This is a genomic window from Desemzia sp. C1, from assembly GCF_020882875.1.
Classification (GTDB): domain Bacteria; phylum Bacillota; class Bacilli; order Lactobacillales; family Carnobacteriaceae; genus Desemzia; species Desemzia incerta.
In genome coordinates this window covers 1,211,882-1,231,015 of sequence record NZ_JAJIZP010000003.1, presented here as the reverse complement: position 1 = coordinate 1,231,015, position 19,134 = coordinate 1,211,882, and the positions used below count along the sequence as shown (strand labels likewise).

Below are 19,134 nucleotides of genomic sequence, written 5' to 3'. Positions count from 1 at the left end.
GGCTGCTTCCACGTCTATAAGTGGAATACGCCCTGTTAGTGAAAAGAACTAACTGGTCGTGTTCCTCTTATAGCCGGAAAGCATGACGCCTTGCTTCACTCTCTCATAACGTATCTTATCATCAAACTAATGTTAGTCATTTTCGTTCAAGAAATCAAGCCTTATTCCAAATTTTGCTTATTTACGAGGCATTTTTTTATAGTAATCTAATTTATTCACTTGTTTTGCTCTTGCAATAGCTAATGATTCGCTCGGAACGTCATCTGTGATCGTAGAACCGGCAGCCACATAAACATTTTCTTCTACTGTTACAGGTGCGATCAAGTTGGCATTACATCCGATAAAGGAGTTGTCGCCGATCGTTACGCGGTGTTTTTTCGCACCATCGTAATTTACGAATACTGTACCGCATCCGATATTGATGTTTTTGCCCAAATCAGCATCTCCAACATAAGTTAGATGTCCGACTTTCGTATCTTCACCAATGTTCGCGTTTTTCACTTCAACAAAGTTTCCGATATGAACAGATTTCCCAATATTGCTGTTAGGACGCAAGTGGCTGTAAGGTCCGACATTGCTGTCTTCTTCCATAACTGAATCTTCAATATTACTGCTGACAACACGTACACGGTCGCCGATCTTGCTGTTTGAGATCTCAGAATTTGCTCCGATAAAGCAGTCTTCGCCGATCACTGTTTTCCCTTTTAATACTACACCGGCTTCTACTACTGTATCCGAACCGATCACTACTTCACTGTCGATGTAAGTCGATTGAGGATCCATGAAAGTCACACCATTGCGCATGTGCTTTTCATTGATTCTTGCACGCATCAAACGAGTCGCTTCAGCTAAAGCAACACGGTCGTTTACACCTAGAGATTCTGCTTCGTGTTCCATTTGGTAAGCTCCGACGATCTCGCCTTTGTTTTTCAAGATCTCAATTACGTCCGGCAAATAGTATTCGCCTTGAGCGTTGTCATTACCTACTTCATTCAATGCTTCAAACAACAATTTGTTGTCAAAGCAGTATGTTCCAGTGTTGATTTCTTGAACCGCTGCTTCTACAGGAGAAGCATCTTTTTGCTCAACGATTTTTTCAACCGCTCCAGATTCGCTGCGGATCACACGTCCGTACCCAGTTGGGTCTTCTGCATGAGCTGTCAGGATTGTTGCTTTTGCTCCTTGATTTTGATGATAATCAAATAGACCAGTCAGCGTTTCAGCTGTCAATAAAGGCGTATCTCCACAAATGACTAATACCGTTCCTTCTTTACCGCTTAATAACGATTCTGCTTGCAATACGGCATGTCCAGTTCCTAATTGCTTTTCTTGTAAAGCATATTCTGAACGGTCTCCTAAGTATTCTTGAACTTTTTCAGCTCCAACGCCTACGATTGAGACGATTTTATCTGCTCCAGCTGCTTCCACTTGGTCTACCACGTGACCTACCATCGGTTTACCTGCTACAGGATGCAATACTTTGTATAATTTAGATTTCATACGTGTTCCTTGACCAGCTGCTAATACCACTGCGAATCTTTGTGTCATTTTCAAACTCCTCATAAGTGTAATTTTTAATTTTCATTATTTAAACGTTTTTATTTTTTCAACTGTTTTTATAATAGCTTAATAAAGGCTTGTTTTCAAGGAATGCTCATATATTCGTCTTTCGCACACTTTGGCCGCGTCAAAACTTTGCCACCTTTAAAATAGGTTTTGCATTCTCTCTTTAACTCGCTTAGACTAAAAAGAAAATGATAGGAGCGCATTTATGACCACACACTCAGAACAATTTTGGATAGACCAATTGCAATTGGACCCGCATACTGAAGGCGGTTTTTACAAATCAGTCTACAGCAGCGATCACTCTACGACCACTTGGGACAAACGCGAGCGTCCTTATTACACGAGTATTTATTTCTTGTTGAATCTATCTAGTCCGTCTCACTTCCACCGTTTGAAATCAGATGAAATTTGGTATTACCATACCGGTGAGTCCCTGACTGTCCATATGATCCACCCGAACGGCAAGTATGAAGCTGTCAAATTAGGTTTGGCGGCTGACAAGGGAGAAGTTCTGCAGTATGTGGTTCCTAAAGGGACGATTTTTGGTTCCAGTGTAGAATCCGATGAGCCAGACGCTTTCTCTCTGGTCAGCTGCATGGTTTCACCAGGATTTGACTACCACGACTTTGAATTGTTCACTCAATCTGAATTGCTGAAAGAGTACCCAGATCACCAAGAAATTATCGAGAAATTGGCTTATAAAAATTTACCTGAAAAATGATTCACGTGAAACATTTTGTGAAACTAGCGAAAGTTTTCGCCCGATAAAACTTGTGCAAGAATGTCGAGTTTCACTGGGGCTGCTTTGGTAATATGCTTGGTTAATTAGAAGTCTCCATTCTTTAATTCTCCAAGCCAAAACCTGATTACTCATATTAAAAAGGCCATGAGCTTCGTTTATAGCTGTCTCATGGCCGTCAACCAACTTCAAAAGCATCAGTAGCTGTACTTTTAAAATATGCACTTGGGTAATAGAGGTCTTAACTCTTTAACCATCTAAGTCAAATCCTGATTACTCATATTAAAAAGGCCATGAGCGGGGGAAAATTCACACTCATGGCCGAGTTTCTGTTCTAAAACTGCCATGAGCATTCAATTTAATCTCTTCATGGCCGAACGCAACCTCTAATTCGGCCATGAAGTTCGTTCCTAGGTGTCTCATGGCCGTCAACCAACTTCAAAAGCATCAGTAGCTGTACTTTTAAAATATGCACTTAGGTAATAGAGGTCTTAACTCTTTAACTCTCTAAGTCAAAACCTGATTACTCACATCAAAAAGGCCATGAGTGGAGAAAACTTCATACTCATGGCCGAGTTTCTGTTCTAAAACTGCCATGAGCTTTCAAGTTAATCTCTTCATGGCCGAAAGAACCATTAATTCGGCCATGAGCTTCTTTTTTTGCTGTCCCATGGCCGTCAACAAACTTCAAAAGCATCAGTAGCTGTACTTTTAAAATATGCACTTAGGTAATAGAGAAAGGTCTTAACTCTTTAACTCTCTAAGTCAAAACCTGATTACTCACATCAAAAAGGCCATGAGCGGAGAAAACTTCATGCTCATGGCCGAGATTCTCTCCTAAAACTGCCATGAGCATTCAATTTAATCTCTTCATGGCCGAACGAACCATTAATTCGGCCATGAGCTTCTTTTTTTGCTGTCCCATGGCCGTCAACAAACTTCAAAAGCATCAGTAGCTGTACTTTTAAAATATGCACTTAGGTAATAGAGGTCTTAAATCTTTAACTCTCTAGGTCAAAACCTGATTACTCACATCAAAAAGGCCATGAGCGGGGGAAAATTCATGCTCATGGCCGAGATTCTCTCCTAAAACTGCCATGAGCATTCAATTTAATCTCTTCGTGGCCGAACGCAACCTTTAATTCGGCCATGAAGTTCGTTCCTAGATGTCTCATGGTCGTCAACAAACTTCAAAAGCATCAGTAGCTGTACTTTTAAAATATGCACTTAGGTAATAGAGGTCTTAACTCTTTAACTCTCTAAGTCAAAACCTGATTACTCACATCAAAAAGGCCATGAGCGGGGGAAAATTCATGCTCATGGCCGAGATTCTTTCCTAAAACTGCCATGAGCACTCAATTTAATCTCTTCATGGCCGAATGTGCAACTTAAATCGGCCATGAGCCAGGTTTCTTGCAGTCTCATGGCCGTAAATTATCTTCCAATACTGCTTGAGTGTTTATTCATGACTTCAATTATTAATCAAAATAAAAAAGCGAGGCATCTGCCTCGCTTTTTTACTCTCTTCAATCTTCAAAACGCCTTGCTTAGCGCTCTTTTCTTAGACGCGCTGCGTAAGGCTGCCTTTCTATGATTTCATTTAAGGTTTTTGTTGGTAAAGAACACCAACTAAAACCTTAAAGTGAAATCTACAAAAGTCAAAACGCCTTACTTAGCGCTCTTCTCAAAGTAATTGCCTGGTTTTACGTGGATGGATTTGTTGCGGACGTCTACTTCGTCTACACATAACAATGAAGTATAGTCGTCTACCATTCGATTGCCTTGGAAAGTGGATTCTGCAAATACAGTGATACCCACCAATTCGGCTTCGAACTCTTCAATCAAGCTCTTCATTCCGTTGACGGTTCCGCCGCCTTTCATGAAATCATCTACCACTAAAACACGCGAACCTCTCTTCAGGCTGCGTTTGGACAATTCCATTTTTTCCACCCGATTGGATGATCCAGAAACGTAATTGATGCTTACTGTTGATCCTTCTGTAATTTTTGAATCTCGTCTCACCATTACAAATGGGACATCTAAGTAAGTTGAAACAGCTTGTGCAATAGGTACACCTTTAGTAGCTACGGTCATAACTGCATCTACTCGTTGATTCAAATACTGAGTAGCAATAATTTTTCCAATTGTTTTTAAAACGGCTGGTTCTCCAAGCATATCGGACAAGTACACATATCCTCCAGGAAGAAGACGGTCTACTTCTGATAAACGTTCACACATTTGTGTGATGAATTCTTCGGTTTCTTCTTCTGTGATGCTTGGGATATAACGGACGCCGCCTGCTGCTCCGGCGATGGTTTCTAAAATACCTGTTCCTCTATCTTTGAATGTTTTTTTGATGATAGTCAAGTCTTCACTAATCGATGATTTTGCTGAATCATATCGATCCGCGAAAAAGGTCAATGAGACCAATGCATGCGGGTTCTCCAGCAAATAACGAGTCATATCTATCAATCGTTCACTTCTTTTTACTTTCATTATGACACCTCTCTTTCTTAAGTCATTTTCTGGCCAAAGGGCTCTCTTCCTATTATACGCATTTATATGAATAAAAGGTAGTAAATCGGTGTGAAAAAGATAAAAATGTTCGTTTTTCCTCCTCATTTAACCTTTTTTTGACTTCAACTTTCGTATACGCGGAAAAATGATAGTTCGTTTTTTGCCAAATGAAAAATCACCCGATACTAGAAAGCATCAAGTGATTCCATTTGCAAAAGAATGTTATTTGCTTGCTCGAGCCAATGTCATCAGCTTTTTGCCGGCTGAAGTCAGGATGAATAAAGCAATAAAGACTAATGCAATCGTAGCTCCTGCTGGTGTTCCAGCATAATATGAGACCGACAATCCAGACAGCATACCAATCACACCGATCACCATACCGACTAAGATTACTGTATTGAAATGTTTACTCAATCGCATGGCAATAGCTGCCGGCAAGATCAAAATCGCTGATACTAATAATGACCCGGCAATCGGCATGATCACTGAGATTGCTACTCCGACCAGCACGTTGAAGCAAACTGACATCAAGCGGACAGGCAACCCTGTTGTGTAAGCTGTGTCTTCATCAAATGTCAAAACGTACATCGGCTTGCGGAAAACCAAGTACATCACGACTGTCAGCACACATAATACCGCTAAAATCAGTACTTGCTGCGAGCTGATGGTAACGATCGATCCAAATAAGAATTGGTCGATACTGATATTGGTTCCGCCGTCTACTAGGCTCATCAGTACTAAAGCCAATGCCAAGCCTCCAGACATCAAGATAGCTAAAGACACTTCAGAGTACGACTTAAACTCCAACCGCAAATATTCTAAAATAACCGCGACTACGATAACCACTAATAATGTCATGATAGTAGGGTTGAAATTTAATAAAAATCCGAGCGCAATTCCGACTAAAGAAACGTGAGACAGCGTATCTGCCATCAAAGACTGTCTGCGCAAAATCAAGAACAGCCCTAATATCGGTGCAATGACGGCGATTAAGAGTGAAGCTTGGAAGGCTCTTTGCATGAATCCATAGAAAAACATCTCCAAGGGGAATCCTCCTTCCGTACCAAGTGAATGTGGCGATCTGCGTATTCCTTGATGTCTTCGTGGTCATGCGTGACCATCAAGATGCCTTTGCCGTGAAATTCACTGTTGTGTTTTAATAATTCATAAAATTGCGTCCGCGACTCGATATCCATTCCAGTCGTCGGCTCATCAAGGATAAACAAATCAGGATCTGTCGCAAATATACGTGCTAACGAAATCCGTTGTTTTTGCCCACCGGAAAGATCCCCGACTTTTTTATTGCGCTGATCCCACATGCCGACAGAGTCTAGTGCTCGTTTGACATGGACATGGTCTTCTTCATCTAAGCGCTTGAACCATTTACCACGCTGGTAACGCCCGGATTGCACCAGCTCCAGTACTGTGCTGGGAAAACCGGCATTATAAGAAGCCACTTGTTGAGAGATGTAGCCTATCGCCAATTTTTCATTTCGTGTATTAACGGGAGAGATTTTTGCCGATCCGTGAGACGGCTTCAATAAACCTAAGATATTGCGCAATAGTGTTGATTTTGCTGCTCCATTTTCGCCGGTCAAGATCACGAACTCGCCTGGATCCACTGTGAAATGAATGTTTTGCAAGACCGGTTCGTCTTCGTAACGAAACGATAGATCGTCCACTTCAATATAGTGCATAGTATTCCCTTCTTTCTGTTCCATTCCTGTTTTTATCGGATGCTTAATTTCAAAGCTTCCAAATTATTGCGCATGGCTGTTACGTAGTCAATGCCTGCTTCTTGGTCTTCTTTAGTAATGCCTTCGATCGGGTCTAAAACAGCTAACTCAGTGTCTGTTTCATTTGCTAACGTTTCTGAAATGTTAGAAGATGTTGTTTTTCCAAAGTAAATGTAATCCACGTTTTGATTTTGGATGAATTCTGTCATCTCTGCCAACTCAGACGGACTTGGTTCTGCGTCTGTTGATAAGCCGGCAATCGAAATTTGTTCCAAATCGTAACGCTCTGCTAAGTAAGCAAAAGCTGCATGCTGTGTTACAAACAGACGATTCTCAGCATTTTCAAAAGCAGCCGCATACTCTGCATCCAATTCTTGCAATTCAACTTGGTAAGCTTCAGCATTTTTTGTGTAATCCGCTTCGTTTTCAGGGTCTGCTTCCACTAATCCTTCTTTGATGTTCATCACTTCGTCTTGCGCCAAAACGGGATCCAACCAAATGTGCGGATCCACTTCACGCGAGTGTCCCTCTTCTTCGTGGTCGCCGTCCAGCAATTCAATGCCTTCGCTGGCATCAACGATCACGATGTCTGTTGAATCAATCGTTTCTAGAATACTTGGCACCCAAGTTTCCATTTCGACGCTGTTATACACGAATACATCAGCTTCTTGAATCTTCGCAACGTCTTTCGCACTTGGTTCAAATCCTTCTATGTCTGTCCCTGATGGAACCAGGACACTAACCTCTGCTAAGTCTTGGGCTACGTGTTTTGTAAAGTCGTACATTGGATAAAATGTCGTAACGACTTGCAGCTTTTCTTCTCCAGCTTGTTGTTCCGTCTCTTGCGCCGAACCGCAAGCCGCTAAGAATAATACTAAACTGGAAACAGCTGCGACTAAGGCTCCTTTATGTAATTTTTTCATTGTTACCTCCAGATAAATGCTTTTTTTAGGTTCTTTTTTCTAAATCGTAATTGTTCCTATTTACGAACCCTTAAGTAGCTTATCACTATCTCTCGTTTACGTCAATAAAAAATTTTGGAAGATTACTGGCTCCTTTATTTTCTTCTCAAATTAGCCTCTGGCACGGGTTTTACGTACCATTTTGGCTCTATATTTTATAAAAATGAAACACAAATTTTATTTGCGTCCTATTTTTTAAGTTAGATTGTCTAAAATGGCTCTAAAATGAAACGCAAATCCTCACTCGGATTCCATTTGCGCATAAAAAAGGCAGGACCTGTACGCCAAGTCCTGCCTGTTCAAATCTAATTCTATTAAGCTGTACGTTTTTTACGTTTGTTGAAACGCTCGATTCCTCGAACGATTTGGTAAATCGCAGCTGCGGCCATGATTCCTGCAGCAATACTGACAGCAATCGTCACCGTCTCGATACCCATCTCAGAAAACAGCGTCATCTCTCCGTTTAATGCATAGCTCATTGTGTAGTACAGCCCTCTTCCGGGAACAAACGGAATGATTCCAGGAGACAAGAAAACTACAGCCGGCATTTTTAATTTGCGCGCCATGAACTCTGAATACCACGTTACCAATGCTGCTGCGAAGAAGTATTGGACGATTTCATTTGGATAAAAATACCCGATCCCTAAGTAAAGTGTCCAAGAGACCATCCCGCCGATCCCAGCCAAGTTGACCGCATTTCCTCGAATGTTGTACAACAAAGCAAATGATACGGAAGTGAAATAAGCGGCTATAATCTGTATCACGTCCTGCATATCCATCATCATTAGACCAGACCTCCCATCAGCAATGTTGCCAAACTGAATCCGGAGGCAATCGAAACGGCAATCACAAAGGCTTCATTCAACCGTAATAATCCAGAAATCGTATCGCCGCTGATGATGTCTTTGATAGCATTTGTCAACGCTAATCCAGGAATCAACAGCATGATATTTCCGATAATGATGTGGTCAACATTGGTCCCGAACCCCAAACTAACGGAGAGGATCGTGACCAATCCTACGATAAAGGAACAAAATACGTTTGTGATCACGGTGTTCTTGTCGATTTTCCGTATGAATCCCATCATTAATTTCAACAGCATCCCAATCAATGCAGATACTATAGCATCACTGACGTCTCCTCCAAAGAAGACTGTAAACGATGAAGCCACCAAGGCATAGATTCCGTATTGTTGTTTAGGGGAATAAATGCCTACTTCATCGACGATTTCGATTCTTCGTTCGATCTCTTCCAAATCTGGTTTATGGTCGCAAATATACCGCGACAGATCATTTAATTTGTCTAATTTATTCAAGTTCGTCAGATAAGATCTGATGCGTCTCGTTTGAGTATACATCTCGCCATCATCCATCTTTACCGTCACTAAAATACTTGACGTGATCGTCAACACATTTACGCGCTTCGCTCCGTATGCGCTGCACATTCTCGTAATCGAATCTTCCACTCGATTGACTTCCGCTCCACTGATAAGCATTTGTTCACCAATATCTAAAACAAATGTAATCAATTCCTTCGTCCTCATGTCTAAAACTCCAATCTACCCAATCTTGATGACGCAACTGCTTATTCAGTTTAATTATATCTTTCATTTAAAAGAATGTAAGCATTACGGGTTATCTTACTTCAACGTGCGGACTAGATAGACCTCGTTGCAAAAACCTTTTAATCCATTGAATACGCGTTTTGCCCGTGAATATTTCTGACACAATCCATAAATCGTTGGTCCTGTCCCGCTCATCAAAGCAGTGTCTGCCCCAAACTGCAGCATCTTATCTTTGATCTGCTCGATTTTCGGCTGTTTTACGATCGAAACGTTTTCCAATGCATTTCCTAAGCAATTGGTCATTTCTTCATAATCAACCTCTTCTATGGCTCTTAAAATGTCTTCTGTGTTGGGATGAGTCAGTGTATCGACTTCCAATCCTTCAAATACAGTCCATGAAGAAATTCCTCTACGTGGTTTTACCAATACGACCCAACATTGAGGAATTTCAGTTATCGGTTCAATTTTTTCGCCGCGACCATACGCATACGCTGATCCGCCATATACACAAAATGGTACATCTGAACCAATTCTAGCACCCAGTTCAGCCAATTCATCCATACTCAATCCTAAGTTCCACAAGCGATTCAATCCGCGCAATGTTGCTGCCGCATCACTGCTGCCGCCGCCAAGACCAGCTGCTATTGGAATATTTTTTTCGATATACACATGAACGCCTTGCTGCACATCAAATTCTTTCTGCAGCATCAGTACCGATCGGTAAACAATGTTTCGTTCGTCTAACGGTAAAAAGCCATTATTGCTCTCAATGACGATACGATTTTCATCCAGTAAGTTCAGCGTTAAGCGATCCGCCAAATCAATCGAAGTCATCACCATTTCCATTTCATGGTAGCCGTCATCTCGTTTATGAAGGACATCCAGACTCAAATTGATCTTAGCGGGCGCTTTTTCTATAATTTCCATGATCGTTCCTCCTTTCTGCTTTTCTTTTGCTTCTCTGTAAAATATAGTAGCTGAAAAAAGCCGCTTTGAAAAGGACGAGTTGTCAATCTCATGAAAAGTTCATGAAACTATTAAGATATTGCGTCTTTTGAAGGATGAGAATAGATAATTTTACTATAGTCGGCCATGAGTGAAATGTAATGGGTGCTGTCGATTGTTTTTGATGTGAGTAATTCGGTTTTAGGCTAGTTAGTCAAAGATTCAAAACCGTTTACTACTCAAGGGCATATTTTAAAGACTTAAAGAAAGGTGTGTCATGGTTTAAACGGCCATGAGCGGTCAGAAAAAGATGCTCATGGCCGTTTTGAGCGGTGGATTGGGCCATGAGAACTTTCATTCAGGTGCTTATGGCTGTTTTAGGAATGTGGTCGGCCATGAGCAGCAAATTTTCTCAGCTCATGGCTTTTTTAATAGGAGTAATCAGGTTTTAAGGTGATTAGTTAAAGATTCAAAATCGTTTATTACCCAAGAGCACATTTTAAAGACTTAAAAAAAGGTGTCTGATGGTTTAAACGGCCATGAGCTAGCAGAAAAAGATGCTCATGGCCGTTTTGAGCGGTGGATTGGGCCATGAGAACTTTCATTCAGGTGCTTATGGCTGTTTTAGGGTTGTGGTCGGCCATGAGCGGCAAATTGTCTTAGCTCATGGCTTTTTTAATAGGAGTATTTCTGACCACAAAAAAAGCCAAACCTATCAGGTTCAGCCTACTTTGGTTTTACTATTTCTGTTTTAAGCGTATTGCATAACTTCTTCGTCTAAAAATTCGACTTCAACAGCGTGAGTCAATACGTCCGTGTAACTATAAGAAACACGTTCAAATGCATTTTCTTCTTGGTCTAATTCTACTACAAATACGGAATGATAAGTATCTCGTAAAATACCTTTTCTTTCTGTCTTTCTCTTACGACCAGTTTGCGCGGTCACCATAATCTTCTTACCTAATCGACAATCTAAGCTTTCTTTAATGCTTCCCAATGTTATTGGCATTCAGATTCACCTCACCTAATATATTCTATTATAACACATTTAGGCAAAGATTTAAAGTGTATCATAAGAAATAATTTTGCACAAATAATATTTCTCTAATAATAAAGCGCTACTAAAACCTTTAAATAAAGGTTTTAGTTTTTTTACTCGCTTAATTTTAATCCTATTTTAACAATTCAATTCGCAAGCTGTCTGCTAATTTGGCGAACTCGGCAATGCTCAATGATTCCCCGCGGCGCTTAGGATCAATACCTGCTTTTTCTAATCCGGCAGTCAATTCCGCTTTTATCTCATCCGTTTTGCCGTAACGAATCAGCAAGTTGTTCCAAATCGTTTTACGACGCTGTACAAATGAAGCGCGAATCAGTTCAAAGAAAAACTTCTCGTCTTTGACTTCCACAACCGGTTTATCTCTGCGGGTCAATTTGAGGATCGCTGAGTCAACATTTGGTTGAGGCACGAAAACGGTTTTTGGCACGATGAACGCTATTTCTGCTTCCATATAATATTGGATGGCGATCGACAACGAGCCGTAAGCTTTGCTGCCTGGAGCCGCTGTGATGCGATCTGCAACTTCTTTCTGCATCATAATAACTAATCCGTCTATTCTTAATTCCGACTCTAAAAAGTGCATAATAATCGGTGTAGTGATGTAGTAAGGCAAGTTGGCAACGACCATTAAAGGTTCCTCTAGATCAATTGTTTCAGCTAATACTTCTTTCAAATTAGCTTTCAATACATCTTGGTGCACCACACGAATATTGTCATAAGGACTCAAAGTGTCTTCCAGTACTGGGATCAATCGGTCATCGATTTCGAATGCAACGACTTGTTTACTGCTTCGCGCCACGTATTCCGTTAATGCACCAATTCCTGGTCCAACTTCGATGACATTTGTATTCTCATCTAGTCCAGCAGCTTTTACGATGTTGGCTAAAATGTTGGGTTCGACAATAAAGTTTTGACCCAAACTTTTCTTCAGTGAAAAACCATGTTTTTGTAAAATTTCTTTTGTTCTGCTCGGAGTTGCGATATCTTTAAGATTCATTTTGTTGTGCCTCCATTATTTGTTCCATTGTCTGAATCAGGGTTTCGGGTGTAATTTGAAACATTTGCAATCGTTTTTGAAGTTGTTTGCCGTTAGTATAGCCGATTTTCAACGCGTCACCAAGTTGTTTTCGGTATTGACTGGCGTTTGGTCCGCTAGTCAATCCTAAGTGGATCAGCAACTCTCTAGGAATCAATTCCTCTTGGTCGATTGTTTGCGTGTAAGCTTTTGCCAGCGCTTCTTGGATACTTTGAGGTGTTGCATGTTCAATACCTAAGCTGCCTTTGTATTTTGGACGAGCTTCGTCGATCGTCAAAAATGCATGCTTCACACCGGGAATCGCTTGAGAAATCGTTTTGCGGATTTTTTCGCCTGGGTAATCAGGGTCCGTAAACACGATCACGCCTCGGTCGTGCTGCGCCTTTTCGATCAACGCCAATGTTTGTTCGTTGATCGCTGATCCGTTTGTTTCGATCGTGTCCGCAATAACGGATTCTTTGATGCGACGGGTATCGTCTCGCCCTTCGACTACAATGATCTCTTTTATTTTTTTCATGCGTCTAACCCAAACAATCGGTTAGCATTGATCATCGTTTGCTGTCCAACTTCTTCATATGTGATGCCGCGTTGTTTCGCGACTTCTTCCGCTACATATTTGACATAAGCTGGTTCGTTGCGTTTGCCGCGGAAAGGAACCGGAGCCAAGTACGGCGCATCCGTTTCGATCAAGAGCTTATCAAATGGAACAGCTTTAGCTACTTCGCGTACTTCAGGAGCATTCTTAAAAGTCACCACTCCGCTCAATGAAATGTGCATGCCTAAATCCAAAAAGCGTTCCATCCAATCTGTGCTCTCACCAAAACTGTGCATGATTCCGCCGATATCTTCAATGTGTTCTTCTTTTAGAATCTTGTAAACATCTTCAGTCGCTTCACGGTTATGGATCGATACTGGAAGTTTCAATTCTTTAGCGATCCTAATTTGGCGGCGGAAAGCTTCGAATTGTTCTTCTTTCGTTGAATCCGGCCAGTGATAATCTAAGCCCATTTCGCCCATAGCAACGATTTTCGGCAATTGCAATTGGTGGTACAGCTTTTCTTCGATAGCGTCCGTATAAGAATGACTTTCTGTTGGGTGCCAGCCGACGATGCTGTAGATGTGATCGTATTGTTGACTCAAAGCAAGTGATTTGTCGATCGTTTCTGCATCAAATCCAACAACTGCCATTCTGGTTACATCATGTTCGGCAGCTTTTTGAACCGTCTCAGGAACATCTTCATCAAATTGCACAGCATTCAAATGTGTGTGTGTATCAAATAACATAACTACATTATCCTTTCTCTCAAACTGTAAACCAAAAGAAGGGCTGGGACAACTGATCCCATCCCTTACTTTTGGAGTTTTTTATTGGTTGATTTTACAGATTTCTTATTTTGCGTTCCCTTTTTTACTGAATTTCCTCAAAAAAGGTACGCAAAACTATAAGCGGTCGGTTTTAAAACGCGTTGCGAAAAGCAGCCTATGCGCCTATAAGCTAATTCCAACTGCCAGGTGAAAAGAACCTGTCTGTTGGAATTTTCTTATTGTCGATAGGCTGAGCGCTTTTCTCCACGCTCTGAATCTCTACGCTACTTCTGACCCATTAGGTGCATCAGCTGGTGCTTCGATGATTTTTAGTTCGCCGTCTTTTTCAGCGGATAGGATCATGCCTTGGCTGATTTCGCCGCGCATTTTGCGTGGTTTCAAGTTGGCTACGATAATGACTTTTTTACCGATCAATGCTTCTGGATCTGGATACCATTGTGCAATTCCGGATAGGATTTGACGGTGTCCTTTGTCTCCAGCGTCCAAGCGGAATTTCAAGAGTTTGTCGGCTCCTTCAACTTTTGAGCACTCAATAACTTCTGCTACTTTCAATTCTACTTTTTCAAAAGCATCAAATTTGATTTCTTTATCTTTGATAGAAACCAATTCTGTTTCTTCTGGGTTCCATTCTGCTGCAGCTTCTTCCTCTTCGACAGCAGGAGTTCCGCCAGCCATTTGCTCTTGGATGTAGTTGACTTCTTCTTCTGTTTCTAAACGTGGGAAGATAGGTGTTCCTTTAGCCACTACTTGAGTTTCAATATTCATTGAACCAAATTTAACTGTCTCCCATGAACCGGCTGCATCTTCCATACCTAGTTGAGTGAAGATCTCTTTTGGAGAATGCGTCATGAATGGTTGTAATAAGGTTGCAGTTACGCGCAAGCTCTCTGCCAAATGAACCATGATATTAGACAACTCTTCTACTTTGCTTTCGTCTTTAGCCAGTTTCCAAGGTTCTGTTTCATCAATGTATTTGTTCGCGCGAGAAACCAGTGTCCATACGTGGCTCAATGCACTGCTGAATTGCATATTGTCCATTTCTGTTTGGTATTCTTCAACGACTTTGTCCGCTAGAGCTTTTAAGTCCGCGTCAAATTCTGTTTGATCGCCTTTATAAGCCGGCAATTTGCCGCCGATATATTTGTTGATCATGGCTACAGTACGGTTCAACAAGTTTCCTAAGTCATTTGCCAAATCATAGTTGATTCTTGAAATGTAGTCTTCTGGAGTAAACACGCCGTCGCTTCCAAATGGAACTTCACGCATCAAGTAGTAGCGCAATGAATCCAATCCATAACGTTCTACCAGCATTTCTGGGTACACAACGTTTCCTTTAGATTTAGACATTTTACCGTCTTTCATCAATAACCATCCGTGTCCAAAAACTTTTTTCGGCAATGGCAAATCTAATGCCATCAACATGATCGGCCAGTAGATGGTATGGAAACGAACGATTTCTTTTCCAACCATGTGCACATCTGCAGGCCAGAATTTGTTAAACAATTCGTCGTCTTCCGTACCGTATCCCATCGCAGTGATGTAGTTTGCCAACGCATCGATCCACACATATACAACGTGCTTAGGATTGCTTGGAACTTTTACTCCCCAGTTGAAAGTTGTACGAGAAACCGCTAAATCTTCCAATCCTGGCTTGATGAAGTTGTTGATCATTTCGTTTTTACGCGATTCTGGTTGGATGAAATCCGGGTGCTCTTCATAGTATTTCAATAAACGGTCAGCGTATTTGCTCATTTTGAAGAAGTAAGACTCTTCTTTGACCAATTCTACAGGGTGTCCGCTGTCAGGTGATTTTCCGCCAATGACGTTACCTTCTGCATCGCGTTCAACATCTTCTAATTGAGTTTCAGTATAGAATGTTTCGTCTGGAACAGAGTACCAGCCTTCGTATTCGTCCAAATAAATATCGCCTTGCTCCAAGAAACGCTCGAAAATAGCTGCGACAACTTTTTCATGAGTCGGATCTGTTGTGCGGATGAATTTATCATTGCTGATATCCAAGGTTTTCCATAATTTTTGCATTCCTTCAGCCATACCATCTACGTATTCTTGAGGAGAAACACCTAATTCTTCAGCTTTTTGCTCAATTTTTTGACCGTGCTCGTCGCTTCCTGTCAAATAAAATACGTCATACCCTTTCATGCGTTTGTAACGTGCCATAACGTCGCACGCAATCGTTGAGTACGCATTTCCAATATGCAATTTTCCACTTGGGTAATAAATCGGGGTCGTAATATAAAATGTTTCTTTATCTGCCACGGGAAATCCTCCTTAGTTTCAGTAAAATCATGAGTGTCTAGTTTATAAAGCATAAATCATTTACTCGTTTTCATATCAATAGTTATGTTTGTATCCATTACTCTATTGGTCTTTTTTCAAAAATCATTCCTGAATAGTATACCACAGAACTGTAGTGTTATGCGACTTCTTCTTTGATCAATGGCTCTTTATAAACGCTTTGTGTTCATTTATTAGTTACTAGCTAGACTTCATAGATTGGATGTTTGTCATTTATACATTACACACAACGAAAGTGCTTTTTTAAAAGTCACAAGGCATGTGAAAAATTTGCAGCCTCTTCGCTTTTGTAATACAATGTATATACAAACAAAGGAAGAAAGAGAGGTTGATTATAATGGCCGTCATATCATTACGAATTGATCCTGAAGAAGAAAAATTGATCAAAGAATACGCTAAGACTAAGAATACTTCGGTTTCGGCTCTCTTTAGAGATTCTGTCTTGGAAAAAATAGAGAATGAGATCGATTTGGGATTGTACAATCAAGCAATGAAGGATCACGAAGATAACCCACAAAGTATATCTTTTGAAGATATGCTAAAGGAGCTAGCTGATTAAAATGAGCTTGGGATATCAGGTGGAGTTTGAAAAAGGAGCTCGAAAAACGTTAAAAAAATTGGATAAGCACCAAGCGGTTTTAATCATGGGATGGATTCAAAAGAATTTAGTAAATTGTACCGATCCGAGGCAGCACGGAAAAGGGTTAACAGCGAATCGATCAGGTGCATGGCGCTACAGAATTGGCGATTATCGTTTAATAGCTGATATCAATGATAATACTGTAACCATTTTGATCTTAGAAATTGGTCATAGAAAAGATATTTACAAGTAATCTTAAAATCAAACCTAAATTATTTCGATTAAAAAAGCGAACGCCCATCGGCTCTCGCTTTTTTGTTATTTTTCATGGATGCTTCAATCAATCCTAAGAACAATGGATGCGGTGCATTTGGTCTGGAAAAAAATTAATTTTTGTCATATATGACCCAATACAAAACGTTTGCACTTTTTAGTGCTATAGTTATCCTAAGGGGGAATAAGAATGAAACGAAAAAGTTTATTGGTTTTTCTTAGTGTATTGATGATAGGACTATTTTTATCCGCTTGTTCAAATGAGGAAGCTTTCAACGACGAATGGCACAGTACAGCTGAAGAGGAAGGTATCTTGCTTCAAGCTACTGATCCGGTCACGTTGATGTTTTCTGAACAGGGAATTGAAACAGACTACAGCTATTGGGATCCGGCTAATATCATTGATTTTCCATTTGAAAACGGGAAAGTTTATGAAAATTATGAAGTGAGCCGAAAAGATGATACCATCACGATTGAAGTAGATGAAAAGATTCGTTACGAATTGACTGTTTTAGGAAATCGATTATTTAGGGATGAAGTGAATGCTCTTTTGTTTAAAACTGATGATGCTTTCTTGGATTTAGAACCTATTGAAGAGTAATCAAAAAAGCGAAAGGGAGATAGTTTACGAATATTGAATTCGTAAACGTGCTCAAAAAGGCAGCCCCGACATCCATTTCACAAACAAAGCTCGGATGGTCTTCGACCACTCGAGCTTTCTTCGTGCATGGATATGGGGCTAAACGTTTTTTTTCACACTCTCGCTTTTTTGCTATTTTTTCATGGATGCTTCAATCAATCCTAAGAACAATGGGTGTGGTGCATTTGGTCTGGAAAGAAATTCTGGGTGGTATTGGCTGGCAATGAAGTATGGATGATCAGCCAACTCGATCACTTCTACTAAGCGTCCGTCTGGAGATAATCCGGAGAAGACCATCCCTTTATCTTCAAGCACTTGGCGGTAATCGTTTTTGAATTCATAACGATGGCGATGGCGTTCTTCAACCGATTCTTTTTGGTACAACGAACGCGCCAGTGACCCTTCTTTCAACTCACACGGGTACAAGCCTAGACGTTGTGTTCCGCCTAAGTCGCCTTGCTCATCTTGATCCGCCATCAAACTGATGATCGGATGTTCAGCGTCTGGATGAGTTTCTGTAGAATGAGCGCCTTTCAATCCAGCCACATTGCGGGCAAATTCAATACTTGCCAACTGCATTCCTAGACAGATCCCTAAGAATGGCACTTTATTTTCACGGGCAAATTGAATCGCTGCGATTTTTCCTTCCAATCCTCTATGGCCGAATCCGCCGGGAACTAAAATGCCGTCTGCATCTTTCAATCGTGAGGTCACATTTTCTGGCGTCACTTCTTCAGAGTTCACCCAATCGATATCGATTTTGTGTTTGGTTTGGTAGCCTGCGTGTTTCAACGATTCCACTACGGATAAATAAGCATCCGGCAACTCTACATATTTTCCAACGACCGCGATGCGGACTGTGTCTTCCAAATGAGTGATATTGTCTACTAAATGTTCCCAGTGAGCCATATCAGCTTGAGGAGCTTCGATATTTAATTTGCGCAAAATGTTGTCGTCCATTTTTTGTTCTTTCAGCAATAACGGAATTTCATAAATAGAGTTCACGTCTTGGTTTTCAATAATGTCTTCTTCTTCGACATCGCAGAAACTAGCCAATTTGCTTTTAACAGATTGCGGCAAATCTTCTTCTGTACGCACGACTAATAAGTTCGGTTGGATTCCTAAACTACGCAATTCTTTTACACTATGTTGTGTCGGTTTGGTCTTCAACTCTCCTGAAGCTTTCAAATAAGGAACCAATGTCACGTGGATATACAGCACATTGTCGCTTCCAGCGTCTTTCCTCATTTGACGCAAAGCTTCCAAGAATGGCAATGATTCGATATCCCCAACAGTTCCGCCGACTTCTGTGATGACGATGTCAGAACCGGTCGACTCTCCGGCACGAACGATCTTATCTTTGATTTCATCGGTGATGTGGGGAATGACTTGGACTGTCCCGCCTAAATATTCGCCTTTACGTTCTTTTTGGATCACGGACGAGTAAATTTTACCGGTCGTCAAATTGGAATACTGATTCAAACGAATGTCGATAAAACGCTCATAGTGACCTAAGTCTAGATCCGTTTCTGTACCATCATCCGTTACGAACACTTCTCCGTGTTGATAAGGACTCATGGTTCCTGGATCCACATTGATATATGGATCGAATTTTTGGATCGTGACGTTCAGTCCGCGCTCTTTCAATAATTTCCCTAAAGAAGCTGCTACGATACCTTTTCCAATAGAAGAAACGACTCCTCCGGTTACGAATATATATTTTGTCATGATAAATCCCCCTAGCTTGAATATAGAGGAGAAATAAAACAAAAAAATCCCCATTCCATCTAATCGGAACAGGGAGTCAAATTCATTTTATCTTGCTCTCACCAAATCGTGCGAGCCCATTTAAAATCATACTTATTTTCATAGTG

Annotated in this window: 18 protein-coding genes; 4 read left to right on the top strand and 14 right to left on the bottom strand. The window is 40.9% G+C overall.

Annotated elements, in window-relative coordinates; genetic code table 11:
- Window positions 1-177: 177 nt before the first annotated feature.
- Entirely contained in the window at window positions 178-1,548 is a 1,371-nt protein-coding gene (glmU, locus tag LMF32_RS06385; protein ID WP_092480290.1) for a bifunctional UDP-N-acetylglucosamine diphosphorylase/glucosamine-1-phosphate N-acetyltransferase GlmU, read from the bottom strand.
- 223 nt (window positions 1,549-1,771) lie between these two features.
- On the opposite strand from glmU, the gene LMF32_RS06380 reads away from it, so the two are divergent.
- Window positions 1,772-2,287 (top strand): cupin domain-containing protein, encoded by a 516-nt coding sequence (locus LMF32_RS06380; RefSeq protein ID WP_230524218.1) that lies wholly within the window; start codon window positions 1,772-1,774, stop codon window positions 2,285-2,287.
- 1,686 nt (window positions 2,288-3,973) lie between these two features.
- Here the strand turns inward: LMF32_RS06380 and purR are convergent.
- From purR to metG, 12 genes are all read right to left on the bottom strand, one after another.
- On the bottom strand, window positions 3,974-4,801 hold the full coding sequence (purR, locus tag LMF32_RS06375) for a pur operon repressor (RefSeq protein ID WP_230524217.1): 828 nt from the start codon (window positions 4,799-4,801) through the stop codon (window positions 3,974-3,976).
- 243 nt (window positions 4,802-5,044) lie between these two features.
- Window positions 5,045-5,866: an iron chelate uptake ABC transporter family permease subunit gene (locus LMF32_RS06370; protein ID WP_230524216.1), complete on the bottom strand. Its 822-nt coding sequence runs from the start codon at window positions 5,864-5,866 to the stop codon at window positions 5,045-5,047.
- Window positions 5,812-6,519, bottom strand: coding sequence for a metal ABC transporter ATP-binding protein (locus LMF32_RS06365; protein ID WP_230524215.1), 708 nt, complete (start codon window positions 6,517-6,519; stop codon window positions 5,812-5,814). The genes LMF32_RS06370 and LMF32_RS06365 overlap by 55 nt, the downstream gene beginning before the upstream one ends.
- Before the next feature lie 32 nt (window positions 6,520-6,551).
- The gene (locus LMF32_RS06360) at window positions 6,552-7,481 is read right to left on the bottom strand and encodes a metal ABC transporter substrate-binding protein (protein ID WP_188204834.1); all 930 of its coding nucleotides are present in this window, start codon (window positions 7,479-7,481) and stop codon (window positions 6,552-6,554) included.
- Between the two features lie 353 nt (window positions 7,482-7,834).
- The gene (locus tag LMF32_RS06355) at window positions 7,835-8,305 is read right to left on the bottom strand and encodes a threonine/serine exporter family protein (protein WP_230524214.1); all 471 of its coding nucleotides are present in this window, start codon (window positions 8,303-8,305) and stop codon (window positions 7,835-7,837) included.
- Window positions 8,305-9,063: a threonine/serine exporter family protein gene (locus tag LMF32_RS06350; protein WP_188204832.1), complete on the bottom strand. Its 759-nt coding sequence runs from the start codon at window positions 9,061-9,063 to the stop codon at window positions 8,305-8,307. Before LMF32_RS06350 ends, LMF32_RS06355 begins: the two co-directional genes overlap by 1 nt.
- A 96-nt stretch (window positions 9,064-9,159) precedes the next feature.
- On the bottom strand, window positions 9,160-10,011 hold the full coding sequence (gene ispE / locus LMF32_RS06345; protein WP_230524213.1) for a 4-(cytidine 5'-diphospho)-2-C-methyl-D-erythritol kinase: 852 nt from the start codon (window positions 10,009-10,011) through the stop codon (window positions 9,160-9,162).
- Between the two features lie 769 nt (window positions 10,012-10,780).
- Window positions 10,781-11,038 carry a Veg family protein gene (locus tag LMF32_RS06340; RefSeq protein WP_092480301.1) on the bottom strand — a complete coding sequence of 86 codons (258 nt, stop codon included), beginning with the start codon at window positions 11,036-11,038 and terminating at the stop codon, window positions 10,781-10,783.
- 163 nt (window positions 11,039-11,201) lie between these two features.
- Complete coding sequence (gene rsmA / locus LMF32_RS06335; RefSeq protein WP_230524212.1) at window positions 11,202-12,086, bottom strand: 16S rRNA (adenine(1518)-N(6)/adenine(1519)-N(6))-dimethyltransferase RsmA; 885 nt, start codon at window positions 12,084-12,086, stop codon at window positions 11,202-11,204.
- On the bottom strand, window positions 12,076-12,642 hold the full coding sequence (gene rnmV / locus LMF32_RS06330) for a ribonuclease M5 (protein WP_230524211.1): 567 nt from the start codon (window positions 12,640-12,642) through the stop codon (window positions 12,076-12,078). The genes rsmA and rnmV overlap by 11 nt, the downstream gene beginning before the upstream one ends.
- Entirely contained in the window at window positions 12,639-13,409 is a 771-nt protein-coding gene (locus tag LMF32_RS06325; protein ID WP_230524210.1) for a TatD family hydrolase, read from the bottom strand. The genes rnmV and LMF32_RS06325 overlap by 4 nt, the downstream gene beginning before the upstream one ends.
- A gap of 300 nt (window positions 13,410-13,709) precedes the next feature.
- A complete protein-coding gene (metG, locus tag LMF32_RS06320) occupies window positions 13,710-15,728 on the bottom strand; it encodes a methionine--tRNA ligase (protein ID WP_230524209.1) in 2,019 nt (672 codons plus the stop codon).
- Between the two features lie 376 nt (window positions 15,729-16,104).
- Between metG and LMF32_RS06315 the strand changes: the two genes are divergently transcribed.
- The 3 genes from LMF32_RS06315 (at window position 16,105) to LMF32_RS06305 (ending at window position 17,221) form a co-directional block, all read left to right on the top strand.
- Window positions 16,105-16,326 carry a DUF6290 family protein gene (locus tag LMF32_RS06315; protein ID WP_230524208.1) on the top strand — a complete coding sequence of 74 codons (222 nt, stop codon included), beginning with the start codon at window positions 16,105-16,107 and terminating at the stop codon, window positions 16,324-16,326.
- A 1-nt stretch (window position 16,327) separates the two neighbouring features.
- Window positions 16,328-16,600 carry a type II toxin-antitoxin system RelE/ParE family toxin gene (locus LMF32_RS06310; RefSeq protein WP_230524207.1) on the top strand — a complete coding sequence of 91 codons (273 nt, stop codon included), beginning with the start codon at window positions 16,328-16,330 and terminating at the stop codon, window positions 16,598-16,600.
- 210 nt (window positions 16,601-16,810) lie between these two features.
- Window positions 16,811-17,221: a hypothetical protein gene (locus LMF32_RS06305; protein WP_230524206.1), complete on the top strand. Its 411-nt coding sequence runs from the start codon at window positions 16,811-16,813 to the stop codon at window positions 17,219-17,221.
- Window positions 17,222-17,392: 171 nt separating this feature from the next.
- On the opposite strand, the gene LMF32_RS06300 is transcribed toward LMF32_RS06305, so the two are convergent.
- On the bottom strand, window positions 17,393-18,988 hold the full coding sequence (locus tag LMF32_RS06300; protein ID WP_230524205.1) for a CTP synthase: 1,596 nt from the start codon (window positions 18,986-18,988) through the stop codon (window positions 17,393-17,395).
- Window positions 18,989-19,134 lie beyond the last annotated feature (146 nt).